Source organism: Dactylosporangium sp. CA-139066, from assembly GCF_050936175.1.
In the GTDB taxonomy this organism is placed as follows: domain Bacteria; phylum Actinomycetota; class Actinomycetes; order Mycobacteriales; family Micromonosporaceae; genus Dactylosporangium.
In genome coordinates, this window is record NZ_JBNJNH010000001.1 from 5,647,241 (window position 1) to 5,664,980 (window position 17,740).

General features: G+C 73.8%; 16 protein-coding genes. 9 read left to right on the forward strand and 7 right to left on the reverse strand.

Annotated features, from left to right (window positions below):
• The first annotated feature begins 6 nt into the window (after positions 1-6).
• From ACQEVU_RS25840 to ACQEVU_RS25865, 6 genes are all read left to right on the forward strand, one after another.
• Positions 7-1,644 (forward strand): ABC-F family ATP-binding cassette domain-containing protein, encoded by a 1,638-nt coding sequence (locus ACQEVU_RS25840; RefSeq protein ID WP_433327789.1) that lies wholly within the window; start codon positions 7-9, stop codon positions 1,642-1,644.
• Positions 1,641-2,012: a PPOX class F420-dependent oxidoreductase gene (locus ACQEVU_RS25845; RefSeq protein WP_433327791.1), complete on the forward strand. Its 372-nt coding sequence runs from the start codon at positions 1,641-1,643 to the stop codon at positions 2,010-2,012. The genes ACQEVU_RS25840 and ACQEVU_RS25845 overlap by 4 nt, the downstream gene beginning before the upstream one ends.
• Positions 2,013-2,059: 47 nt before the next feature.
• Positions 2,060-3,208 (forward strand): ABC transporter substrate-binding protein, encoded by a 1,149-nt coding sequence (locus ACQEVU_RS25850; protein ID WP_433327793.1) that lies wholly within the window; start codon positions 2,060-2,062, stop codon positions 3,206-3,208.
• 95 nt (positions 3,209-3,303) lie between these two features.
• The gene (locus ACQEVU_RS25855) at positions 3,304-4,077 is read left to right on the forward strand and encodes an ABC transporter permease (RefSeq protein WP_433335082.1); all 774 of its coding nucleotides are present in this window, start codon (positions 3,304-3,306) and stop codon (positions 4,075-4,077) included.
• Positions 4,074-4,937 (forward strand): ABC transporter permease, encoded by an 864-nt coding sequence (locus ACQEVU_RS25860; protein WP_433327795.1) that lies wholly within the window; start codon positions 4,074-4,076, stop codon positions 4,935-4,937. The genes ACQEVU_RS25855 and ACQEVU_RS25860 overlap by 4 nt, the downstream gene beginning before the upstream one ends.
• Positions 4,934-6,019 carry an ABC transporter ATP-binding protein gene (locus ACQEVU_RS25865; RefSeq protein ID WP_433327797.1) on the forward strand — a complete coding sequence of 362 codons (1,086 nt, stop codon included), beginning with the start codon at positions 4,934-4,936 and terminating at the stop codon, positions 6,017-6,019. Before ACQEVU_RS25860 ends, ACQEVU_RS25865 begins: the two co-directional genes overlap by 4 nt.
• Here the strand turns inward: ACQEVU_RS25865 and ACQEVU_RS25870 are convergent.
• A complete protein-coding gene (locus ACQEVU_RS25870; protein WP_433327799.1) occupies positions 5,964-7,223 on the reverse strand; it encodes a hypothetical protein in 1,260 nt (419 codons plus the stop codon). The genes ACQEVU_RS25865 and ACQEVU_RS25870 overlap by 56 nt on opposite strands.
• A 98-nt stretch (positions 7,224-7,321) precedes the next feature.
• Between ACQEVU_RS25870 and ACQEVU_RS25875 the strand changes: the two genes are divergently transcribed.
• Positions 7,322-9,172: a tetratricopeptide repeat protein gene (locus ACQEVU_RS25875; protein WP_433327801.1), complete on the forward strand. Its 1,851-nt coding sequence runs from the start codon at positions 7,322-7,324 to the stop codon at positions 9,170-9,172.
• Between the two features lie 3 nt (positions 9,173-9,175).
• On the opposite strand, the gene ACQEVU_RS25880 is transcribed toward ACQEVU_RS25875, so the two are convergent.
• The 4 genes from ACQEVU_RS25880 to ACQEVU_RS25895 all read right to left on the reverse strand — a co-directional run bounded on the left by ACQEVU_RS25880 (position 9,176) and on the right by ACQEVU_RS25895 (position 14,069).
• On the reverse strand, positions 9,176-9,331 hold the full coding sequence (locus ACQEVU_RS25880) for a DUF6131 family protein (RefSeq protein ID WP_433327803.1): 156 nt from the start codon (positions 9,329-9,331) through the stop codon (positions 9,176-9,178).
• A 74-nt stretch (positions 9,332-9,405) separates the two neighbouring features.
• Entirely contained in the window at positions 9,406-11,376 is a 1,971-nt protein-coding gene (locus ACQEVU_RS25885) for a VWA domain-containing protein (protein ID WP_433327805.1), read from the reverse strand.
• Between the two features lies 1 nt (position 11,377).
• Positions 11,378-12,787, reverse strand: a complete 1,410-nt coding sequence (locus ACQEVU_RS25890; RefSeq protein ID WP_433327807.1) for a sigma 54-interacting transcriptional regulator — start codon at positions 12,785-12,787, stop codon at positions 11,378-11,380.
• Positions 12,788-13,217: 430 nt separating this feature from the next.
• Positions 13,218-14,069, reverse strand: coding sequence for a LysR family transcriptional regulator (locus ACQEVU_RS25895; protein WP_433327809.1), 852 nt, complete (start codon positions 14,067-14,069; stop codon positions 13,218-13,220).
• A gap of 71 nt (positions 14,070-14,140) precedes the next feature.
• Here ACQEVU_RS25895 and ACQEVU_RS25900 point away from each other — a divergent pair, with 71 nt between their 5' ends.
• The gene (locus tag ACQEVU_RS25900) at positions 14,141-14,770 is read left to right on the forward strand and encodes a type 1 glutamine amidotransferase domain-containing protein (protein ID WP_433327811.1); all 630 of its coding nucleotides are present in this window, start codon (positions 14,141-14,143) and stop codon (positions 14,768-14,770) included.
• 375 nt (positions 14,771-15,145) lie between these two features.
• Here ACQEVU_RS25900 and ACQEVU_RS25905 read toward each other — a convergent pair whose 3' ends face one another.
• Complete coding sequence (locus ACQEVU_RS25905) at positions 15,146-16,684, reverse strand: MFS transporter (protein WP_433327813.1); 1,539 nt, start codon at positions 16,682-16,684, stop codon at positions 15,146-15,148.
• A 46-nt stretch (positions 16,685-16,730) separates the two neighbouring features.
• Positions 16,731-17,285, reverse strand: a complete 555-nt coding sequence (locus ACQEVU_RS25910) for a hypothetical protein (RefSeq protein ID WP_433327815.1) — start codon at positions 17,283-17,285, stop codon at positions 16,731-16,733.
• Between the two features lie 64 nt (positions 17,286-17,349).
• Between ACQEVU_RS25910 and ACQEVU_RS25915 the strand changes: the two genes are divergently transcribed.
• Positions 17,350-17,724, forward strand: coding sequence for an FKBP-type peptidyl-prolyl cis-trans isomerase (locus ACQEVU_RS25915; RefSeq protein WP_433327817.1), 375 nt, complete (start codon positions 17,350-17,352; stop codon positions 17,722-17,724).
• The last annotated feature ends 16 nt before the right edge of the window (positions 17,725-17,740 follow it).

Consider the following 17,740-nt stretch of genomic DNA (forward strand, 5'->3'; position numbering starts at 1 on the left):
CAACGCGTGGCAGCAACACTGGTGGTCAAGCAACTCGCCGCCGGGCACGGGGACAAAGCCCTGTTCACCGGCCTGGACCTGGTCGCGGCGCCCGGCGACGTGATCGGCCTGGTCGGGGTGAACGGGGCCGGCAAGTCCACGCTGCTGCGCACCCTGGCCGGGCTGCTGCCGATCGAGGCCGGCAGCGTCGCGCTCAGCCCGCCGTCGGCGACCGTGGGTTACCTGCCGCAGGAGCCGGACCGCCGCCCTGGCGAGACGCTGCGGGCGTTCCTGGCCCGCCGCACCGGCGTCGAGCAGGCCCAGCGGCGCATGGACGCCGCGGCCGAGGCACTGACGCAGCAGCAGGACGCGGCGGACGAGTACAGCGCGGCGCTGGAGCGCTGGCTCGCCCTCGGCGGCGCCGACCTCGACGAGCGGGCCGGCGAGGTCGCCGCCGACCTCGGCCTGGCCGTCGACCTCGACCTCGAGATGACCGCGCTGTCCGGCGGCCAGGCGGCCCGGGCCGGCCTGGCCAGCCTGCTGCTGTCGCGCTACGACGTGCTGCTGCTCGACGAGCCGACCAACGACCTGGACCTCGACGGCCTGGAGAAGATCGAGGCGTTCGTCAACGGGCAGCGCACGAAGACCGTCATCGTGGTCAGCCACGACCGGGAGTTCCTGGCCCGCACCGCCACCGGCATCCTCGAGCTCGACCTGCACCAGCAGCAGGTGCACTTCTACGGCGGCGGGTACGCGGCCTACCTCGAGGAGCGCGCCGTCGCGCGCCGCCACGCCCGGGAGCGCTACGAGGAGTACGCCGACACGAAGTCCGACCTCGAGGCCCGCGCCCGGATGCAGCGCGCCTGGATGGAGAAGGGCGTGAAGAACGCCCGCCGCAAGCAGTCCGACAACGACAAGATCGGCAAGTCGAAGAAGATCGAGTCGACGGAGAAGCAGGCGGCGAAGGCCCGCCAGACGGAGCGGCTCATCGAGCGGCTCGAGGCCGTCGAGGAGCCGCGCAAGGAGTGGCAGCTGCGGATGGAGATCGTCGCGGCGCCACGGGCGGGCGCGGTCGTCGCCACGCTCGGTTCCGCCGTGGTACACCGGGGTTCCTTCACCCTCGGCCCCGTCGACCTGCAGATCGACTGGGCCGACCGGGTCGCCATCACCGGCGCCAACGGCTCGGGCAAGACCACGCTGCTGGCCGCCCTGCTGGGCCGCCTGCCGCTCGACGAGGGGCGAGCCCACCTCGGCCCGGGCGTCGTCGTCGGCGAGGTGGACCAGGCCCGGCGGATGTTCGAGGGCGAGCACTCGCTGCTCGACGCGTTCCGGCTCGCCGTACCGGAGCAGAATCCCGCCGACGTGCGCACCCTGCTGGCCAAGTTCGGGCTCAAGTCGGGGCACGTCATGCGGCCGGCGGCCAGCCTCTCCCCCGGCGAGCGCACCCGCGCCGCCCTCGCACTGCTGCAGGGCAAGGGCGTCAACCTGCTGGTCCTCGACGAGCCGTCCAACCACCTCGACCTGCCGGCGATCGAGCAGCTCGAATCGGCCCTGGACAGCTACCCGGGGACGTTGCTGCTGGTGACGCACGACCGGCAGATGCTCGAGGCCGTGCACACCAACCGGCACATCGAGGTCGTCGACGGCAAGGTCACCGCCGCGTGAGCCTCGAGGAGTTCTGGGCCGAGCGGCACCTGTGCACGGTGTCGACGATCCGCCGCGACGGCACGGTCCATACGGTCCCGGTCGGCGCGACCTACGACCCGGCGACCGGCACGGCGCGCATCATCACGTCCGGTAAATCCCAAAAAGTCCGAAATATCGAACATAACGCGCAGATCGCAATATGCCAGATCGACGGCCGACGCTGGAGCACCCTCGAGGGGCACGCAACGATCCAGACGGATGCCGAGAGCGTCAAAGACGCCGAAGAACGGTATGCGCGCAGGTACAAACGGCCCAGAATCAATCCCGAACGCGTGGTGATCATGGTCACCGTCACGAGGGTGTTGGGAACGTATCGGCCCACCTGACATTCAGCGTTCAACAACAGGAAAACACCTGACCTGACGCTGCCACCATGCAGCGCAACATTCTCCGAAGCGGACTCGTCGCGGTGGCCGTCGTGGCCGCCCTGGCCGGGTGCGGCTCCTCTCAGAAGGCCGCGGACGCTCAGAACAATAAGACCGGCGCCGCCTCCGCGACGTCGGCGCAGGACCTGGGCGGCCTCGACGCCCTCGTGGCCGCGGCCAAGGCCGAGGGCACGCTCAACGTGATCACGCTGCCGCGCGACTGGGCGAACTACGGCGAGATCATGGACACCTTCAGCAAGAAGTACGGCATCAAGGTCAACGACGACAACCCCGACGGCTCGAGCCAGGACGAGATCAACGCCGTCAAGTCACTCAAGGGCCAGGACCGCGCGCCCGACGTGCTCGACCTCGGCGGCGCGTTCGCCCAGTCCGGCGCGAAGGAGGGCCTGTTCGCGCCGTACAAGGTGCAGACCTGGGCCGACATCCCGGCCAACCAGAAGGACGCCGACGGCGCCTGGTACAACGACTACGGCGGCTACATCTCCATCGGCTGCGACGCCAAGAAGATCGCGGTCTGCCCGCAGACGTTCGCCGACCTCAAGAAGCCGGAGTACAAGGGCAAGGTCGCGCTCAACGGCGACCCGACCAAGTCCGGCTCGGCGTTCGCCGGCGTGTTCGCCGCGGCCCTCGCGGGCGGCGGCAGCTTCACCAACATCCAGCCCGGCATCGACTACTTCGCCGCGCTGAAGAAGTCCGGCAACTACATCCCGGTCGAGTCGACCCCGGCGACCATCGAGAAGGGCGAGACCCCGATCTCGATCGACTGGGACTACCTCAACGCCGGCTACACCAAGGAGCTGGCCGCCAAGGGCATCGACTGGAAGGTCGCGGTCCCGGCCGACGGCATCTACGGCAACTTCTACTGCCAGGCGATCAACAAGACCGCTCCGCACCCGGCCGCCGCGCGGCTGTGGCAGGAGTACCTGTACTCCGACGAGGGCCAGAACCTGTTCCTCAAGGGCTCGGCCCGGCCGGTCCGGCTGCCGAAGATGACCGCCTCCGGCAAGGCCGACGCCACGCTCGTCGCCGCCCTGCCCCAGGTCGACGCCGCCAAGGCGCAGCTGCCCTCCCCGGAGCAGGTCGACGCGGCCAAGAAGGTCCTCACCGACGGCTGGACCAAGGCGCTGAACGGGTGACCACCCCCGCCGCAACTCCCGTCCGGGCACGGTCCTTCGCGGACCGTGCCCGGCGGTGCGGCCCCTGGCTGGCGGTCGCACCCTTCCTCCTCGTGATGCTCGTCGGCCTCGTGCTGCCGGTGATCGCGCTCGCGACCGGCGCATTCGAGGGCGACTCGCTGGCCAGCTCCGTCGGCAGCGGCTACCGCCACGCGCTGTGGGGCTCGGTCAAGCTCTCGCTCGTCTGCGCCGTCCTCGGCGCGGTGTTCGGGCTGCTGGTGGCCCGCGCCGTGCTCGCCGGCGGCGCCGTGCTGCGCCGGCTGGTGCTGACCGCCTCCGGCGTGCTGGCGAACTTCGGCGGCGTACCGCTGGCGTTCATGTTCATCGCCACCATCGGCAACGCCGGCATCGTCACCACCGCGCTGCACGACTGGACCGGCCTCGACCTGGCGAACTCGCCGTTCAGCCTGTACCAGTTCGGCGGCCTCGCCGTCGTGTACCTCTACTTCCTGGTACCGCTCATGGTCATCGTCATCGCGCCCGCCCTCGACGGGGTGCGCGCCGAATGGTCCGAGGCGGCCGAGAACCTCGGCGCGAGCCGCTGGCAGTACTGGCGCCACGTCGCCGGCCCGCTGCTCGCCCCGCCCGTCATGGCCGGCGCGCTGCTGCTGTTCTGCGGCTCGCTCTCGGCGTTCGCGACCGCCCAGGCGATGGTCGGCGCCACGGTACCCCTGGTCACCCTCCAGATCGCCAACGCCCTGTCGGGCAACGTCTCCGCCGACAACGCCGGCGTCGGGGCGGCCCTGGCCATCGAGATGATCATCCTCGTCTCGATCGTCATGGCGGTCTACTGGGCGATCGAGCGCCGCACGGCGAGGTGGCTGCGGTGACCGCCGTGCTGACCCGGCCCGCCGAGGCGCCCGTCGTCAAGCGCCGCAAGCGGGGCAGCGCCGCCCGGGTGACGACCCTGATCGTCGCCGGCGTCTACTTCCTCGTGCCGCTGGCCGCGGCGATCTGGTTCACCATCCAGGACAAGGTGCACGGTGGGGTCACCGGCGAGTACTACACCAGCATCCCGCAGGCCGAGGGCTTCGCCGACGCGCTGCGCCGCTCGCTCAGCCTCGCCGTGCTCACCGTCCTCGGCGTGCTGCTCGTCACCGTCCCGGCGATGCTGGCTGTGACCCTGCGCCTGCCCCGGCTGCGCCCGATCGTCGAGGGCCTGTCGCTGCTGCCGCTGGTCATCCCGCCGATCGCGCTGGTCGCCGGCGTCCGCGACATGCTGGCGCTGGGCCCCAACCAGCTGGCCGGCACCCCGTTCGGCGACGCGCTGGTCTCCTCGCAGGACCCCGAGCTGCCGATCATCCTCATCGTCGTGTACATCGTGCTGGCCACCCCGTTCGCCTACCGTTCCCTGGACGCGGGCATCCGGGCCGTCGACGCCCGCACGCTGGTGGACGCGGCCCGCGGGCTCGGCTCGTCGTGGTTCGACGTGGTGTGGCGGGTGCTGCTGCCCAACCTGCGCGGCGCGGTCCTCGGCGCCGCGTTCCTCACGCTGGGCCTGGTCCTCGGCGAGTACACCATCGCCAGCATCCTGCTGTTCGAGACGCTGCCCACGTGGCTGGTGAAGATCTCCGGCGAGAACGGGCAGCTGTCCGTCTCCGTCAGCACCGCCAGCCTGCTGTTCACCTGGCTCCTGCTGCTCGTCGTGTCCCTCGCGGACCGGCCCAAGACATCCCGGAGAGAATCATGACCGCTGTGGGTGTGCGCATGCTCGGCATGCGCCGCAGCTTCGGGGCGGTGCACGCGCTGGACGGGCTCGACCTGGTCATCGAGCCGGGCGAGTTCATCGCCCTGCTCGGCCCGTCCGGCTGCGGCAAGACCACGGCCCTGCGGGTCCTGGCCGGGTTCGAGACCGCCGACGCCGGCACCGTCTGGGTCGGCGACAAGGACATCACCGGCACCCCGCCGAACAAGCGCGACATGGGCATGGTGTTCCAGGCGTTCAGCCTGTTCCCCAACCTCACCGCCGCCGACAACGTCGCCTTCGGGCTGCGCGTGCGGGGCGTGGACGGCGCGAGCCGCCGCAAGCGGGCCGCGGACCTGCTCGAGCTCGTCGGGCTCGCGCACGTCGGCAGGCGGTACCCGCACCAGCTCTCCGGCGGCCAGCAGCAGCGCGTCGCGCTGGCGAGGGCGCTGGCCATCGAGCCGCGGGTGCTGCTGCTCGACGAGCCGCTGTCGGCGCTGGACGCCCAGGTGCGGGTGCAGCTGCGCGACGAGATCCGCCGCATCCAGCAGCGTCTCGGCATCACCACGCTGTTCGTCACCCACGATCAGGGCGAGGCGCTCAGCGTCGCCGACCGGGTCGGGGTCATGAAGGCCGGCCGGCTGGAGCAGCTCGCCGACCCCGACACGCTGTACCACCGCCCGGCCACGCCGTTCGTCGGCGAGTTCGTCGGCACGATGAACCGGCTGCCGGGGGTGCTCGGCGCGGACGGCACCGTGCGCGTCCTGGGCGCCGACCGGCCGGTGGCCGAGGGCAGCGCGGCCGCGCCCGGCGACGTGGTGGTGCTGGTGCGGCCCGAGGCGATGACGCTGACCGCGTCGGGCAGCGGCACCGCCCTCGTGGTGGTCCGCACGTTCCACGGGGCCCTGACCCGGCTGTCGGTCCGGCTCGGCGACGGCGACGAGGCCCTCGTCGACCTGCCCAGCCCCGCCGCCGCGGGCATCAGGCCCGGCGACACGGTCACGGTCGGCGTCGGCGAGGGACCCGTCCTGGTCACTGCGGCGCAGGAGCCGGAGGCCACGCCGGCCCGCCAGGTGGCGGCGGGCTGACCGGCGGCCCCGACACCGGCGGCGTCCCGGGTGCAGGCGGCGCAAGCGGCGGCATCCCGGGACCCGGCGGCGGCAGCGGCGCCCCCGAAACCGGCTGTGCGAACGGCTGACCGAACGCCGGCGGCGGGGCCGGCTGGCCGGGAATGGGCGGCGGCGCATACGGCTGGCCGACCGGCACCGGCGGTGCGTAGCCACCGAACGGGGCGACCGGCGCGGCGGGCGGGGCGAACGCCGCCGGCGCCACGGCAGCGGCCGGCGCGGGCGCGACGACGAACGGCGACACGCGGCGGCCGATCAGCTCGATCAGCCAGATGACCAGCAGGCCGACGAGGGCGCAGATCCCGGCGATCAGCACCGGCACCCACGCGCCGCCGCCCTTGAGCTGCACGATCTGGTACAGGAAGTCGACCACCACGGTGCCGAGCACGACGCCGAGGATCCCGGCCCGGCGGCCGAACGGGCTCACCGCGCCGAGCAGCACCGCGCCGAAGGCGAAGACGAGCAGGCCCGTGTCGTACGGCACCGCCGCGCCGAGGTACCGCGTCTGCAGCAGCCCGGCGACCGCCGCCAGCAGCGACGAGCCGGTGATGCCGACCAGCGCGCCGACGAGCTTCGCCCCGCTGAACGCGCCCGCCTCGCCGCCGTCGGCGCGGTTGGCCGACAGGAAGCGGCGCACCGCCGGGATCGCGAAGACCACCGCGCCGGCGATGGAGACCAGCGCGAACGCGATCGCCCAGATCCAGTAGCTCTCCGGCCGGGAGTAGTCCTCGACCCGCACGGTGCCGTTGCGCGCCTGACTGACCAGGAGAGCCTGGACGACCATGCCGCCGGCGAACGTCACCGCCCACGCCGGCAGCCCGGTCAGGCCGGCCAGCAGGCCCGCCACCAGGCCGAAGCCGAGCGCGGCGAGCACCGCCAGCAGCATGCTGCCCGAGCTGGCGTACACCCACCCGGTCAGCGAGACGAGCTGCCCCACGGCGAGGTTGGGGGTGCCGGTGCGAAACGACAGGGCGAGCCCGACCGCGGCGAAGCCCATCCACGACAGCGTCGACCACGCCGCGCCGCGCCCGAAGACGTTGTCGTTCACGGTGTACAGCGCGATCGTGACGCCGATCGCGATGAGCAGCAGGACGGCTTCCCAGATCAGGTTCGGCAACAGTTCGCGCAGCGGCCGGGGCGGCGGTGCGGCGGAGACGTCGGTCATGTCGCGCAACATACCGCCGATCGGCAAACGTCGCTGTCAGTGCACGCCCGACCCGCCCAGGGACACCGAAACCGCCCGGTTCGCACTACCCTCACGCCGTGACCGACGAACGCACCGCCCGGGCGCACGGCGAGCTGGACCTGGCCCGCGCCGCCCTCGACGGCGGCGACCTGGCCCACGCGGCCGGGCACGTCGCCGGGGCGATCGCCTCGGCGCCCGGCCTGCCGGAGGTGCATGAGCTGCTCGCCGCCCTGACCGCGCGGGCCGGCGACGAGGGGGCGCTGGAGCTGTTCCCGCTCGAGCAGCCGGCGTTCATCGGCACCGTCGTGGCCCGCGCCCACCTGCAGGGCCGCCACGACCCGATCGGCGGGCTGCGGATGCTCGCCCAGGCGACCCAGTTCGACTCCGCGCAGCCGTGGGCCGACGTGAGCTGGGTGCGGCACCTGGAGCCGCGCCGGCTGGACCCCAACGAGCTGGCCCGGCTGTTCGTGGCCGTGATGTCGAGCCTCGGCGACCCGGCCGAGGCGCCGGTGGCGGCGGCCAACGAGGTGTACCTGGACCTGGCCCGCCGGGCCACCGCCGCCCATCCGGGCAGCGCGCTGCTGCACGGCGCCGCGGCCGGCCTGGCCCGCCGGTTCACCGCCCTGGCCCCGGCGGCGCTGGCCGACGCGGTCCGCTGGGGCGCGCACGGCCACCGGCTGCGCCCTGACAAGCTGACCTCGGTCTGGTACGCGTACGCGCTGAAGGCCGACGGCCGCCTCGACGCCGCGCTGCAGGTGATGCGGCAGGCGTGGCAGGCCGAGCCCGGCGAGGTCGACCTGTGCGCCGACATGGCCAACTGGCTCGCCGACGCCGGCCGCGCCGACGAGGCCCTCGAGCTGCTCGACACGGCGATGCGCCAGGAGCCCGGCTACGACTGCGCCGTGCACACCGCGGCCCGGCTGCGCTTCCAGCGCGACGGCGACGCCGCCCACCTCGTCGGCCTCGTCGACTTCATGCGCGAGCACCCGCTGACCAGCCACGAGCACACCGACCTGGCCGGGGCGTGCCACGGCCGGCCGTGGCTGGGGATGGTCGGCGGCCCGTCGGAGTCCGTCATCAACCTGCTGCACCAGGTCGAGCGGGAGCGCCGGCCCGGCCTGGAGGGCACCGCGACCGTGTCGGCGCTGGAGGTGCCCAGCGCCCTGGCCGTCGTGCGGCGCGAGCTGCCGGGCCTGGACCTCACGATCGAGGGCGCCCCGCCGGCGGACATGGTCGGGCCGCAGCGCCCCGAGGGCCGGGTGCTGTGGCGGTACGACGGGCTGCACGCCACCCCCGCGGTGCCCCCGCCGCCGCAGCGGGCCCGGGAGCTGCTCGATCGCCTGGTGTGGCCGCTGTGGCCGGACCCCGTCGCCGCGTATGACCGGGCGCTGCCGCTGGGCCAGCTCGGCGCCGAGGAGCTCGTCTCGCTGCTGGTGCACCCGCCCGCGGGCACCGACCCGAAGCTGCCCGACGGTGTGTGGGAGCGGGCCGGTCAGGTGTACGCCTGCCTGGGTCTGCTGCACTGCGAGGAACTGCGGGCCGGCGCGGAGCCGGGCGACACGGCCCGCTCGCGGGAGCTGCTGACCGCGATCGCGTTCGGGGTCGAGGACTGGACGACCGAGGCGGCGCTGTTCGCGCTGGTGGTGGCGGCGTGGCTGGACCCGGGCTGCCGGGAGGAGGTCCGCGGCGTCGTCGGGCGGCGCTTCCTCGACGCGATGCAGCAGTCGCGCCACCGGGTGGTGACGATCCGCGAGTCGCTCGGCGAGCTGGCCCTGCTCACGCCGCAGATGGTGCCGCAGGTGGCGGCGCTGGCCCGCGAGCTGCTCAGCCGCCGTGACGACGAGCCGGCCGGGCAGCACGAACCGGCCGGCCCGCCCGAGCATTCGGGCGGGCCGGCCAGGAAACGTCGCTGGTTCGGAAAGCGTTAGGCGTCACCAATAGTGACGGCGACCGGCCAGCGGGCGGCCCGCCGCACCCATGATCCACAGCACGGCGCCCACGATGAGCAGGACGATGCCGATTGTCTCGATGATGCCGACGTGCAGGAACAGGCCGACAAGGAAGAGGATCAGGCCTAGGATGATCATGTGTGCTCCCGGGGGACGAGGTACCGATCTACGTAGATCTGATTACCCCGGGCCCCCCGGTCCGCAAACACTGATCACCCGCGGCGGCCCCGGCGGGCGCGGATGTAGTCGGCGACCACGTACCGGCCGAGGTCGTCGGGGTCGGGGGTGAAGACCCGGCCGCCGTTGCGGCGGGCGACCGCGTCGACGAAGCGGCGCAGGCCCGGGTCCTCGCCGAGCATGAAGAAGTTGAGTACGGCGCCGTAGCGGGTCAGCTGGTCGACCTCGTGGACGGTCGCGGTGACCGTCTCGCGGGTCGAGGGCCACATGAAGTACGACGAGCCGTCGTCGAGCAGGTGCGCGGTCGGCTCGCCGTCGGTGACGACGAGGATCACCGGGTCGGAGGACGGGTGCCGGCGCAGGTGCCGGGCGGCGAGCTTCAGCGCGTGCTGCAGGTTGGTGCCCTGCACCATGTCGGGCTCGACGGCGGCGAGCTGCTCCTGCGACAGGGTCATCGCGTAGCGGCCGAAGCCGATGATCTGCAGCGCGTCCTGCGGGAAGCGGGTCTCGACCAGGTGCGACAGGGCGAGCGCGGCCTGCTTCATCGGGCCCCAGCGGCCGTCGGCCATCATCGAGAACGACAGGTCGACGCAGAGCGCGACGGCCGCGGAGACCCGCCGCTCGGTCTCGGCGATCTCGAAGTCCTCGACGTCCAGGGCGATGGGCATGGTCGTGGTGCCGTCGCCCGACAGGTCATGAGCGGCGGCTCGGCGGCGGACCGCGTTGCCGATGGTGCGTACCACGTCGAGGGCCTGCTCGTCGCCGTACCGCCATTGACGGGAGGCGCCCGTGAGCTCACCGGCGGCGCCGGCGTCGCGCAGGTCGTGCTGGCCCTGCCGGCCCGCGTGCAGCTGGCCGAACACCGTGCGCAGCGCGGTGCCGCCGAGCCGGCGCAGCGCCTTCGGGCTCAGCGTCAGCCCCTCCGGGCCGCGGGTCACCCAGCCCTGCCGGCGCAGCTGCTGCTCCAGCTCCCGCAGGCGGCGCACGTCGTCGGCGGCGGAGCGGCCCAGCTGCCGCTCGACCGCCTCCACGTCGACGTCGTCGAGGGTCGCGCCCGGGTGCTCCTGGCCGAGCTGGTCGAGCAGGTCGTCGAGGTCGCCGATCTCCTCCAGTGCCCCGGCCGCCTCGCCGTAGCCGAGGTCGCGCTCGCCGCGGACCCGCTCGCCGCGGCCCCAGTTGAGGTTGGGCCGCAGCGCGCGCAGGTTGTCGGTGAGGGCGGCCATCTCGCCGGCGAGGTCGCCGAGGGACTGGGCCATGAGCTCCTCGAGCTCGGCGCGCTGCTGCGGCGACAGGGAGCGCATCATACGCTCCCCCGCCGCCGCCCGGCGGGCGAGGGCGTCGATGAGCTCGTCGACGTTCGCCGGCTTCTCCGGGAAGAAGTCGCCGTGGCGGTTCATGAACTCGGCGAACTGGTCGTCGGTGTTCTCGCCGCGGGCGTGGCGCTCGAGCAGGGCGTTGAGGTCGCGCAGCATCTCGCGCATCGCGGCCTGCGCCTCCGGGTCGCGCAGCGCGCGCTGCATGCCCTGGAAGCGCTGCTCGACGACCTCCTGGCGGAGCTGGTCGAGGATCTGGTCGTACAGGGCCCGGGCCTGCGCAGACGTCCACCGGTAGTCGGACAGTTCCGAGACCGCCCGCGCGGTCGAGCGCGGCAGCGCGTCCAGCTGGGCCTCGGCGAAGCGAGCGTCGTCGGTGTCCAGCTGGGCCAGCGCGTCCCGCTCGGTGGCCAGGGCCTGGTCGAGCAGCTGCGAGGCGCGGGTGACGGCGCCGTCCAGCTGGCCGCGGCGCATGGCGTCGCGGCGCAGCCGGCGCGCCCGGGCGAGGAGGTCGTCGAGGCCGCGGCCGCCCTGCGGGCCGCGGCGCAGCAGGTTGCGCAGCGCCTCGCGGAGGCTGCCGCCCTCGAGGACCTCCGCGCCGACCTGGTCGACGGCGGCGCGCACGTCGTAGGGCGGGGCGAGCGGGTCGGGCCCGCCGCGCCACGCCCCGTAGCGGAACCGGTTGTGCCGCAATTCAGCCTCCGTACACGGTGCGGCCGTCGTCGGTGAGGTCCTTGGACAGCCGCCGGGTCAGGTGCAGGCCCTCGAGGGCGAACTCGACGCCGGCGGCGGCCTCGCCGCGGCTGGGCGCGTCGCCGAGGCCGAGCCGCTCGAGGACCTTGGCCAGCCCGGGGACGGTGCCGACCTGGCGCAGGATCTCGTCGGCGCCGGCCAGCTCGCCGGTCTCGACGACCTGGCCCTCGGCGACGAGGTCGGTGAAGCCGGACAGGTCGAGCCCGGCGAGGCGGGCCCGGAACGTGTCGGCCGTCGCGGTGCGCAGCAGGTGGGCGAGGATCTCGATCTCGCGGCCCTCCTCGCCGCTGTCGAACTCGACCTTGCCGCGCAGGGTGCTGGTGACCGACACGGTGTCGCCGATGCGGGCGACGGGCCGGTCCTCGCCGAGCATGCCGGCCCGGCGCAGCGCGGACGCGGCGACGGTCTCGGCGGCGGCGATGGCGAAGCGGGCCGACACGCCGGAGCGGGCGTCGACGGCCGGCGACTCGCGCACGGCGCGCGTGAAGCGGGCGATGACCTCGACGACGTGGTCGGGGACCGGGGCGACGAGGCGGGCCTCCTGCCGTACCAGATCCATCTCCAGATCCAGGTCCAGCGGGTAGTGGGTGCGGATCTCGGCGCCGAAGCGGTCCTTGAGCGGCGTGATGATGCGGCCGCGGTTGGTGTAGTCCTCGGGGTTGGCGCTGGCCACGAGCAGCAGGTCCAGCGGCAGCCGCAGGTTGTAGCCGCGGACCTGGATGTCGCGCTCCTCCAGCACGTTGAGCAGCGACACCTGGATGCGCTCGGCGAGGTCGGGCAGCTCGTTGACGGCGAAGATGCCGCGGTTGGTGCGCGGGACGAGCCCGAAGTGGATGGTCTCGGGGTCACCGAGGGTGCGGCCCTGCGCGACGCGGATGGGGTCGACGTCGCCGATGAGGTCGCCGACGCTGGTGTCGGGGGTGGCGAGCTTCTCGCCGTAGCGCACCGACCGGTGGATCCACTCGACCGGCAGGGCGTCGCCGGCCTCGGCGGCGAGGCGCCGGCTGGCCGGCGTGATCGGCTCGAACGGGTGCTCGTTGAGCTCGGAGCCGGCGATGACCGGCGTCCACTCGTCGAGCAGGGAGATCAGGCCGCGGATGACGCGGGTCTTGCCCTGGCCGCGCTCGCCGAGCAGGACGAGGTCGTGGCCGGCGAGGATGGCCCGCTCGAGCTCGGGCAGTACGGTGTCGTCGTAGCCTACGATGCCGGGGAATCGGGGTTCGCCGGTGCGCAGCCGGGCCAGGAGGTTCTCGCGCAGCTCCTCCTTGACGGTGCGGAACCGGTGGCCGGCCGCGCGGAGCTCGCCTGCCGTGCGGGGAAGGTCCAGAGGCTGGTCTGGCGTCACAGTCACCGTTTGAACCTAGCGCGCGACCGAAGCCCGGTGTCGACATTGACGCCGACCGTCGACATTGACACTTTGCGTCAACATTGACGACCCACGTCGACGCAGCGGCTTTTCGCGGCCTCCAGCAGACGCGCGTCCACATGGACGGCTCAGAGCCGTTTCGCGGCCTCCAGCCAGCGTGCATGCACATTGCACGGCTCAGAAGCGTTTCGCGGGACCCGGCGGACGCGCACGTGCATCGACGGCTCAGCGGCGTTTCGCGGGACCCGGCGGATGCGCACGCACATCGACGGCTCGGAGGCGTTTCGCGGGACCCGGCGGACGCGGACACGCATCGACGGCTCGGAGGCGTTCGCGGGACCCGGCGGATGCGCACGCACATGAGCCACTCAGGAGCTTCCGCCGCCTCCAGTAGACGCGCACGCATGTGGGCGGCTCAGAAGGTCTTCGCGGCCTCCAGCAGACGTGCTCGCACATGGGCGACCGCGGGGTTCGCCAGCCCGGTCCGATGGGCGAGGAACAGCGTGTTCAGCGGCGGTACCTCGGGCGTGTGCAGCGCCACGAGACGGCCCGCGGCGAGGTCGGCCCGGCACAGGTACTCCGGCAGCACGCTGAACCCGGCGCCGGCCCGCACCGCGGCGAGCACGGCGTGCAGGTTGGGCACGACCACGTCGGCGGTGCGGGTGGCGCGGGTGTCGAAGACGCTGCGCCAGTACCGCCGCACGATGGGCAGCTCCTCGGCGTACGCGACGAGCGGCGCCCGCTGCGGGTCGGGGTCGCAGCCGGGCGCGGCGACCAGCACGAACTCCTCGTCGTAGAGCGGCTCGGCGACGAGGCGCCGCTGCCGGGGCCGCGCGGTGAGCACGGCGAGGTCGAGGGCGCCGGACTCGAGGCCGCGCACGAGGTCGTCGGAGAGCCCGAGGGTGACCCGCAGCCGCAGGCCCGTCCCGGACAGCGGCGCGAGGGCCGGCAGCACCAGCTCGGTGAGGAACTCGGCGGCCCCACCGAGGTGCACGGTGCCCGTCGCCGCGTCCGGCTGCGGGGCGACGACGGCCTCGAGCTCGTCGAGGGCCCCGGCCACCTGGCGGGCCAGCAGGTCCGCGACGGGCGTGGGCGCGACGCCGCGCGGCAGGCGCACGAACAGCTGCCGGCCCAGCGCCGCCTCCAGGGCCCGGATCTGCCCGGTGACGGCCGGCTGCGACAGCGACAGGCGCCGCGCCGCCGAGGTCACCGACCCCTCGCGGTGCACGGCCAGGAAGGTTCTCAGCAGGTCCAACGAAACTGCCATAAGAATTGCGATGGTACGGCCCCGGCTAGCACATTGGTCGTGATGGCACCCGGTGGGCCAACCTTGGCCGCATGTCCACGATCCTCATCGTCCTGACCAGCCACGCGACCCTCGGCGACACCGGCCGGCCGACCGGCTACTACGTCTCGGAGGCGGCCGAGCCGTGGCGCGCGTTCACCGCCGCCGGCCACACGGTCGAGCTCGCCTCGATCGCCGGCGGCGTGCCCGCCGCCGACGGCGACTGGGCCGGATTCGAAGACTTCCGCCCGGTCGTGGCGGCCGGCACGATCCCGGTCGGCGCCGCCGACCCGGCCCGCTACGACGCGGTGTTCCTGGCCGGCGGCCACGGCACCATGTGGGACTTTCCCGGCTCGGCGGAGCTCGCGGCCCTCGTCGAGGCCGTACACGAGCGCGGCGGCGTCGTCGGCGCCGTCTGCCACGGGCCGGCCGGCCTGCCCGCCTCCGTGCTCGCCGGGCGGGAGGTCGCCGGGTTCACGGACGAGGAGGAGCAGGCCGTCGGGCTCACCGGCGTCGTGCCGTTCTCGCTGCAGCAGCGCCTGACGCAGCGCGGCGCCGTGGTGCGCACGGCGCCCGCCTTCCAGGCGCAGGCGGTCCGCGACGGCCGCCTCGTCACCGGCCAGAACCCGGCCAGCGCCGCCGGCGTCGCCGAGGGCGTCCTGCAGGCGCTCAGCGAACGCTGAGCACCTCCGGGGCCCGACGGCGGGAGCTCCTCCGGGGCCCGACGGCGGGAGCTCCTCCGGGGCCCGACGGCGGGAGAGCTCCTTCGGGGCCCGGCGGCGGGAGCACCTCCGGGGCCCGGCGGCGGGAGCTCCTCCGGGGCCCGGCGGCGGGAGCCGGGGCGGTCAGCGGGGGAACCGGTGCAGCATCCGCAGCGTGCCCGCCGCCACGCCGACGGGCACGGCGGCGGTCACGCCGTCACCGAGGCGTGCTGCGGGCGCTCACGAACGACGGTGCAGATGGCGGCGGTCACGCGGTCACCGAGGCGTGCTGCGGACGGTCGGCGCGGACACATGGCGCAGCGTCACGCAACGTGATCGATTGCGTGCGGTGGGCGCTCAGGGAACGCTGAGCTCCTCCGGCTCGGGGGCGGCGGGGGCCGGGGCGGTCAGGGCGGGCACGTGCCGCAGCAGACGCAGCGTGAGCGCCGCCAGGGCGACGAGCACGACGGCGCAGACGGCGGCGGTCACGTGCAGGCCGGTCGTGGCGGCGGCCCGGGCCGCGGCGAGCAGCGGCTCCGCGGTGTCCGCGGGCAGGCCGCCCGCCGCGGCCGTCGCCGCCGTCACCGTGTCGCGCGCGCCCGCGGCGGCCGGTGCCGGCAGGCCCGGCGGGAGGTCGACGACCGCGCGGTACACGGCCGTGCCGAGGCTGCCGAGCAGCGCGATGCCGAGCGCGTACCCGAACTCGCCGCTCACCTCGTTCAGGGCGCCCGCGCTGCCGGCGCGCTCCGGCGGGGCCGAGCCGAGCACGATCCCGGTGGCCAGGGTGACCATCGGGCCCATGCCGATGTTGGAGATCACGAACGCGACGATGATCGGCAGCGGGCCCGCCGTCGCCGGGATCAGCACCACCAGGGCGGCGCCGAGGGCGGACAGCAGCAGGCCGCCGCCGATGAGCCGGCCGGGGCGGAAGCGGCGGGCCAGCAGCGGCGAGACCTGGAAGCTCGCGGCGCTGGCGATCGCCGCCGGCAGGATCCACAGGCCGGCGTCGCGCGGGGACAGGGCGTCGACGAGCTGCAGGTGCTGGGTGATGAAGACCATCATCGCGCCGGTGACCATCGTGCCGGCGAACATCCCGCCCAGCGCGGTCGCGAATGCGCGGTCGCCGAAGAGGCGCAGGTCGAGCAGGGGGTCGGCGAGGCGGCGCTGGCGGCGGACGAAGACGACCGCGACGGTCAGGCCGAGGGCGAGCGCGGCGACGGGCAGGGGGCGGGCGCCGTCGCGGGCGAGCTCCTTCACGGCGTACACCATGGGAAGGATCGCGGCCAGGGACAGCCCGACGCTGGGCAGGTCGAACCGGCGGGCGCCCGGATGGCGCTGCTCGGGCAGCAGGATCGGGCCCAGGATGAGCAGCAGCACCATGGCCGGCACGCCGAGCAGGAACGCCGAGCCCCACCAGAAGTGCTGCAGCAGCAGGCCGCCGACGACCGGGCCGATGATCGCGCCGCTCATGAAGCACACCATCCACACCCCGATCGCCAGGCCGCGGCGGCGGGGGTCGGGGAACAGGCCGCTGATGAGGGCGAGCGAGGACGGGGCGAGGGTGGCGCCGGCGATGCCGAGGGCGGCGCGGGCGGCGATGAGCATGACCGGGCCGGTGCTGTAGGCGGCCACGGCGGAGGCGGCGCCGAACGCGGCCGCGCCGAGCAGCAGCAGCCGGCGGCGGCCGATCCGGTCGCCGAGCGTCCCCATCGTGATCATGAAGCCGGAGAGCAGGAAGCCGTACACGTCGAGGATCCACAGCTGCTCGGTGCTGCTCGCGTGCAGGTCGGCGCCGATGCGCGGCAGGGCGAGCAGGAGCACGAACACGTCGATGGAGACCAGCAGGGCGGGCAGGGCCAGGACCGCGAGGCCCAGCCACGGTGAACGCTTCGTCATGCCTACCGGTCGGAGCGGCCCGGCCGGTCTCGACATCCGGCGGCGGTCAATCCTGGAAGCGCAGGTCGAGCCACGAGGTGAAGCCGTGCCAGGTGGCGGTCGGGTCGTGGCGCAGGTAGTACTCGGCGGCGTCCGGGCGGCCCAGCCGCAGCACGGCCAGGACGACGCAGCCGATGGCGGCGGTGACGGCGCAGGCCTGCACTGCGGTGTACCACAGCGGCAGCAGCGGCTGGAGATGGTCGAGCTGGGCCTGGTCGGCGGTCAGCAGCGCCGAGTCGGGGCTGTACACGACGCTGAGCAGCAGCGACAGGATGACCACCAGCAGCGCCCAGCCGACCAGGCCGCGGGTCTGCGGCCGGCGCCGCGGCACGGCCATCGCGGCGCCGGCCAGCAGCGTGGCCAGGCCCAGGGCGAGCACGAACGCGCCGATGAGGTGCACGTAGACGGTCTCGATGAGCGTCGCCTCGTTGCGCGTCCAGGGCCCGAGGCGTGCGACCAGGCCGGCGTAGCGCAGCAGCAGCCAGCCGGCCGCGACGGCCTGGCCCGCCTGCAGTCCGGCGCACGCCGTCACCAGCCAGAACGCCACCCGGACGGGATGCACACGCTGACCGTACGACGCCATGAGGCAGGATGGAGGCGAGGTTTCGTAACGAAGGAGTCAACGCATGGCGCTGAGCAAGCCCGAAGTCACCCTGCCCGACGGCCCGCCGCCCGCCGACCTGGTCATCGAGGACATCACCGTCGGCGACGGCCCGGAGGCGGTCCCCGGACAGCAGGTGAGCGTCCACTATGTGGGAGTCTCGCTGTCGACGGGGCGCGAGTTCGACGCGTCGTGGAACCGGGGCGGCAGCTTCGACTTCAATCTGGGCCGTGGCCAGGTCATCGCCGGCTGGGACCAGGGCGTGGCCGGCATGCGCGTCGGCGGCCGCCGCAAGCTCGTCATCCCGCCGCACCTGGGCTACGGCGACCGCGGCGCGGCCGGGGTGATCAAGCCGGGCGAGACCCTGGTGTTCGTCGTCGACCTGCTCGGGACCAACTGACCAGGGAATCCAACGC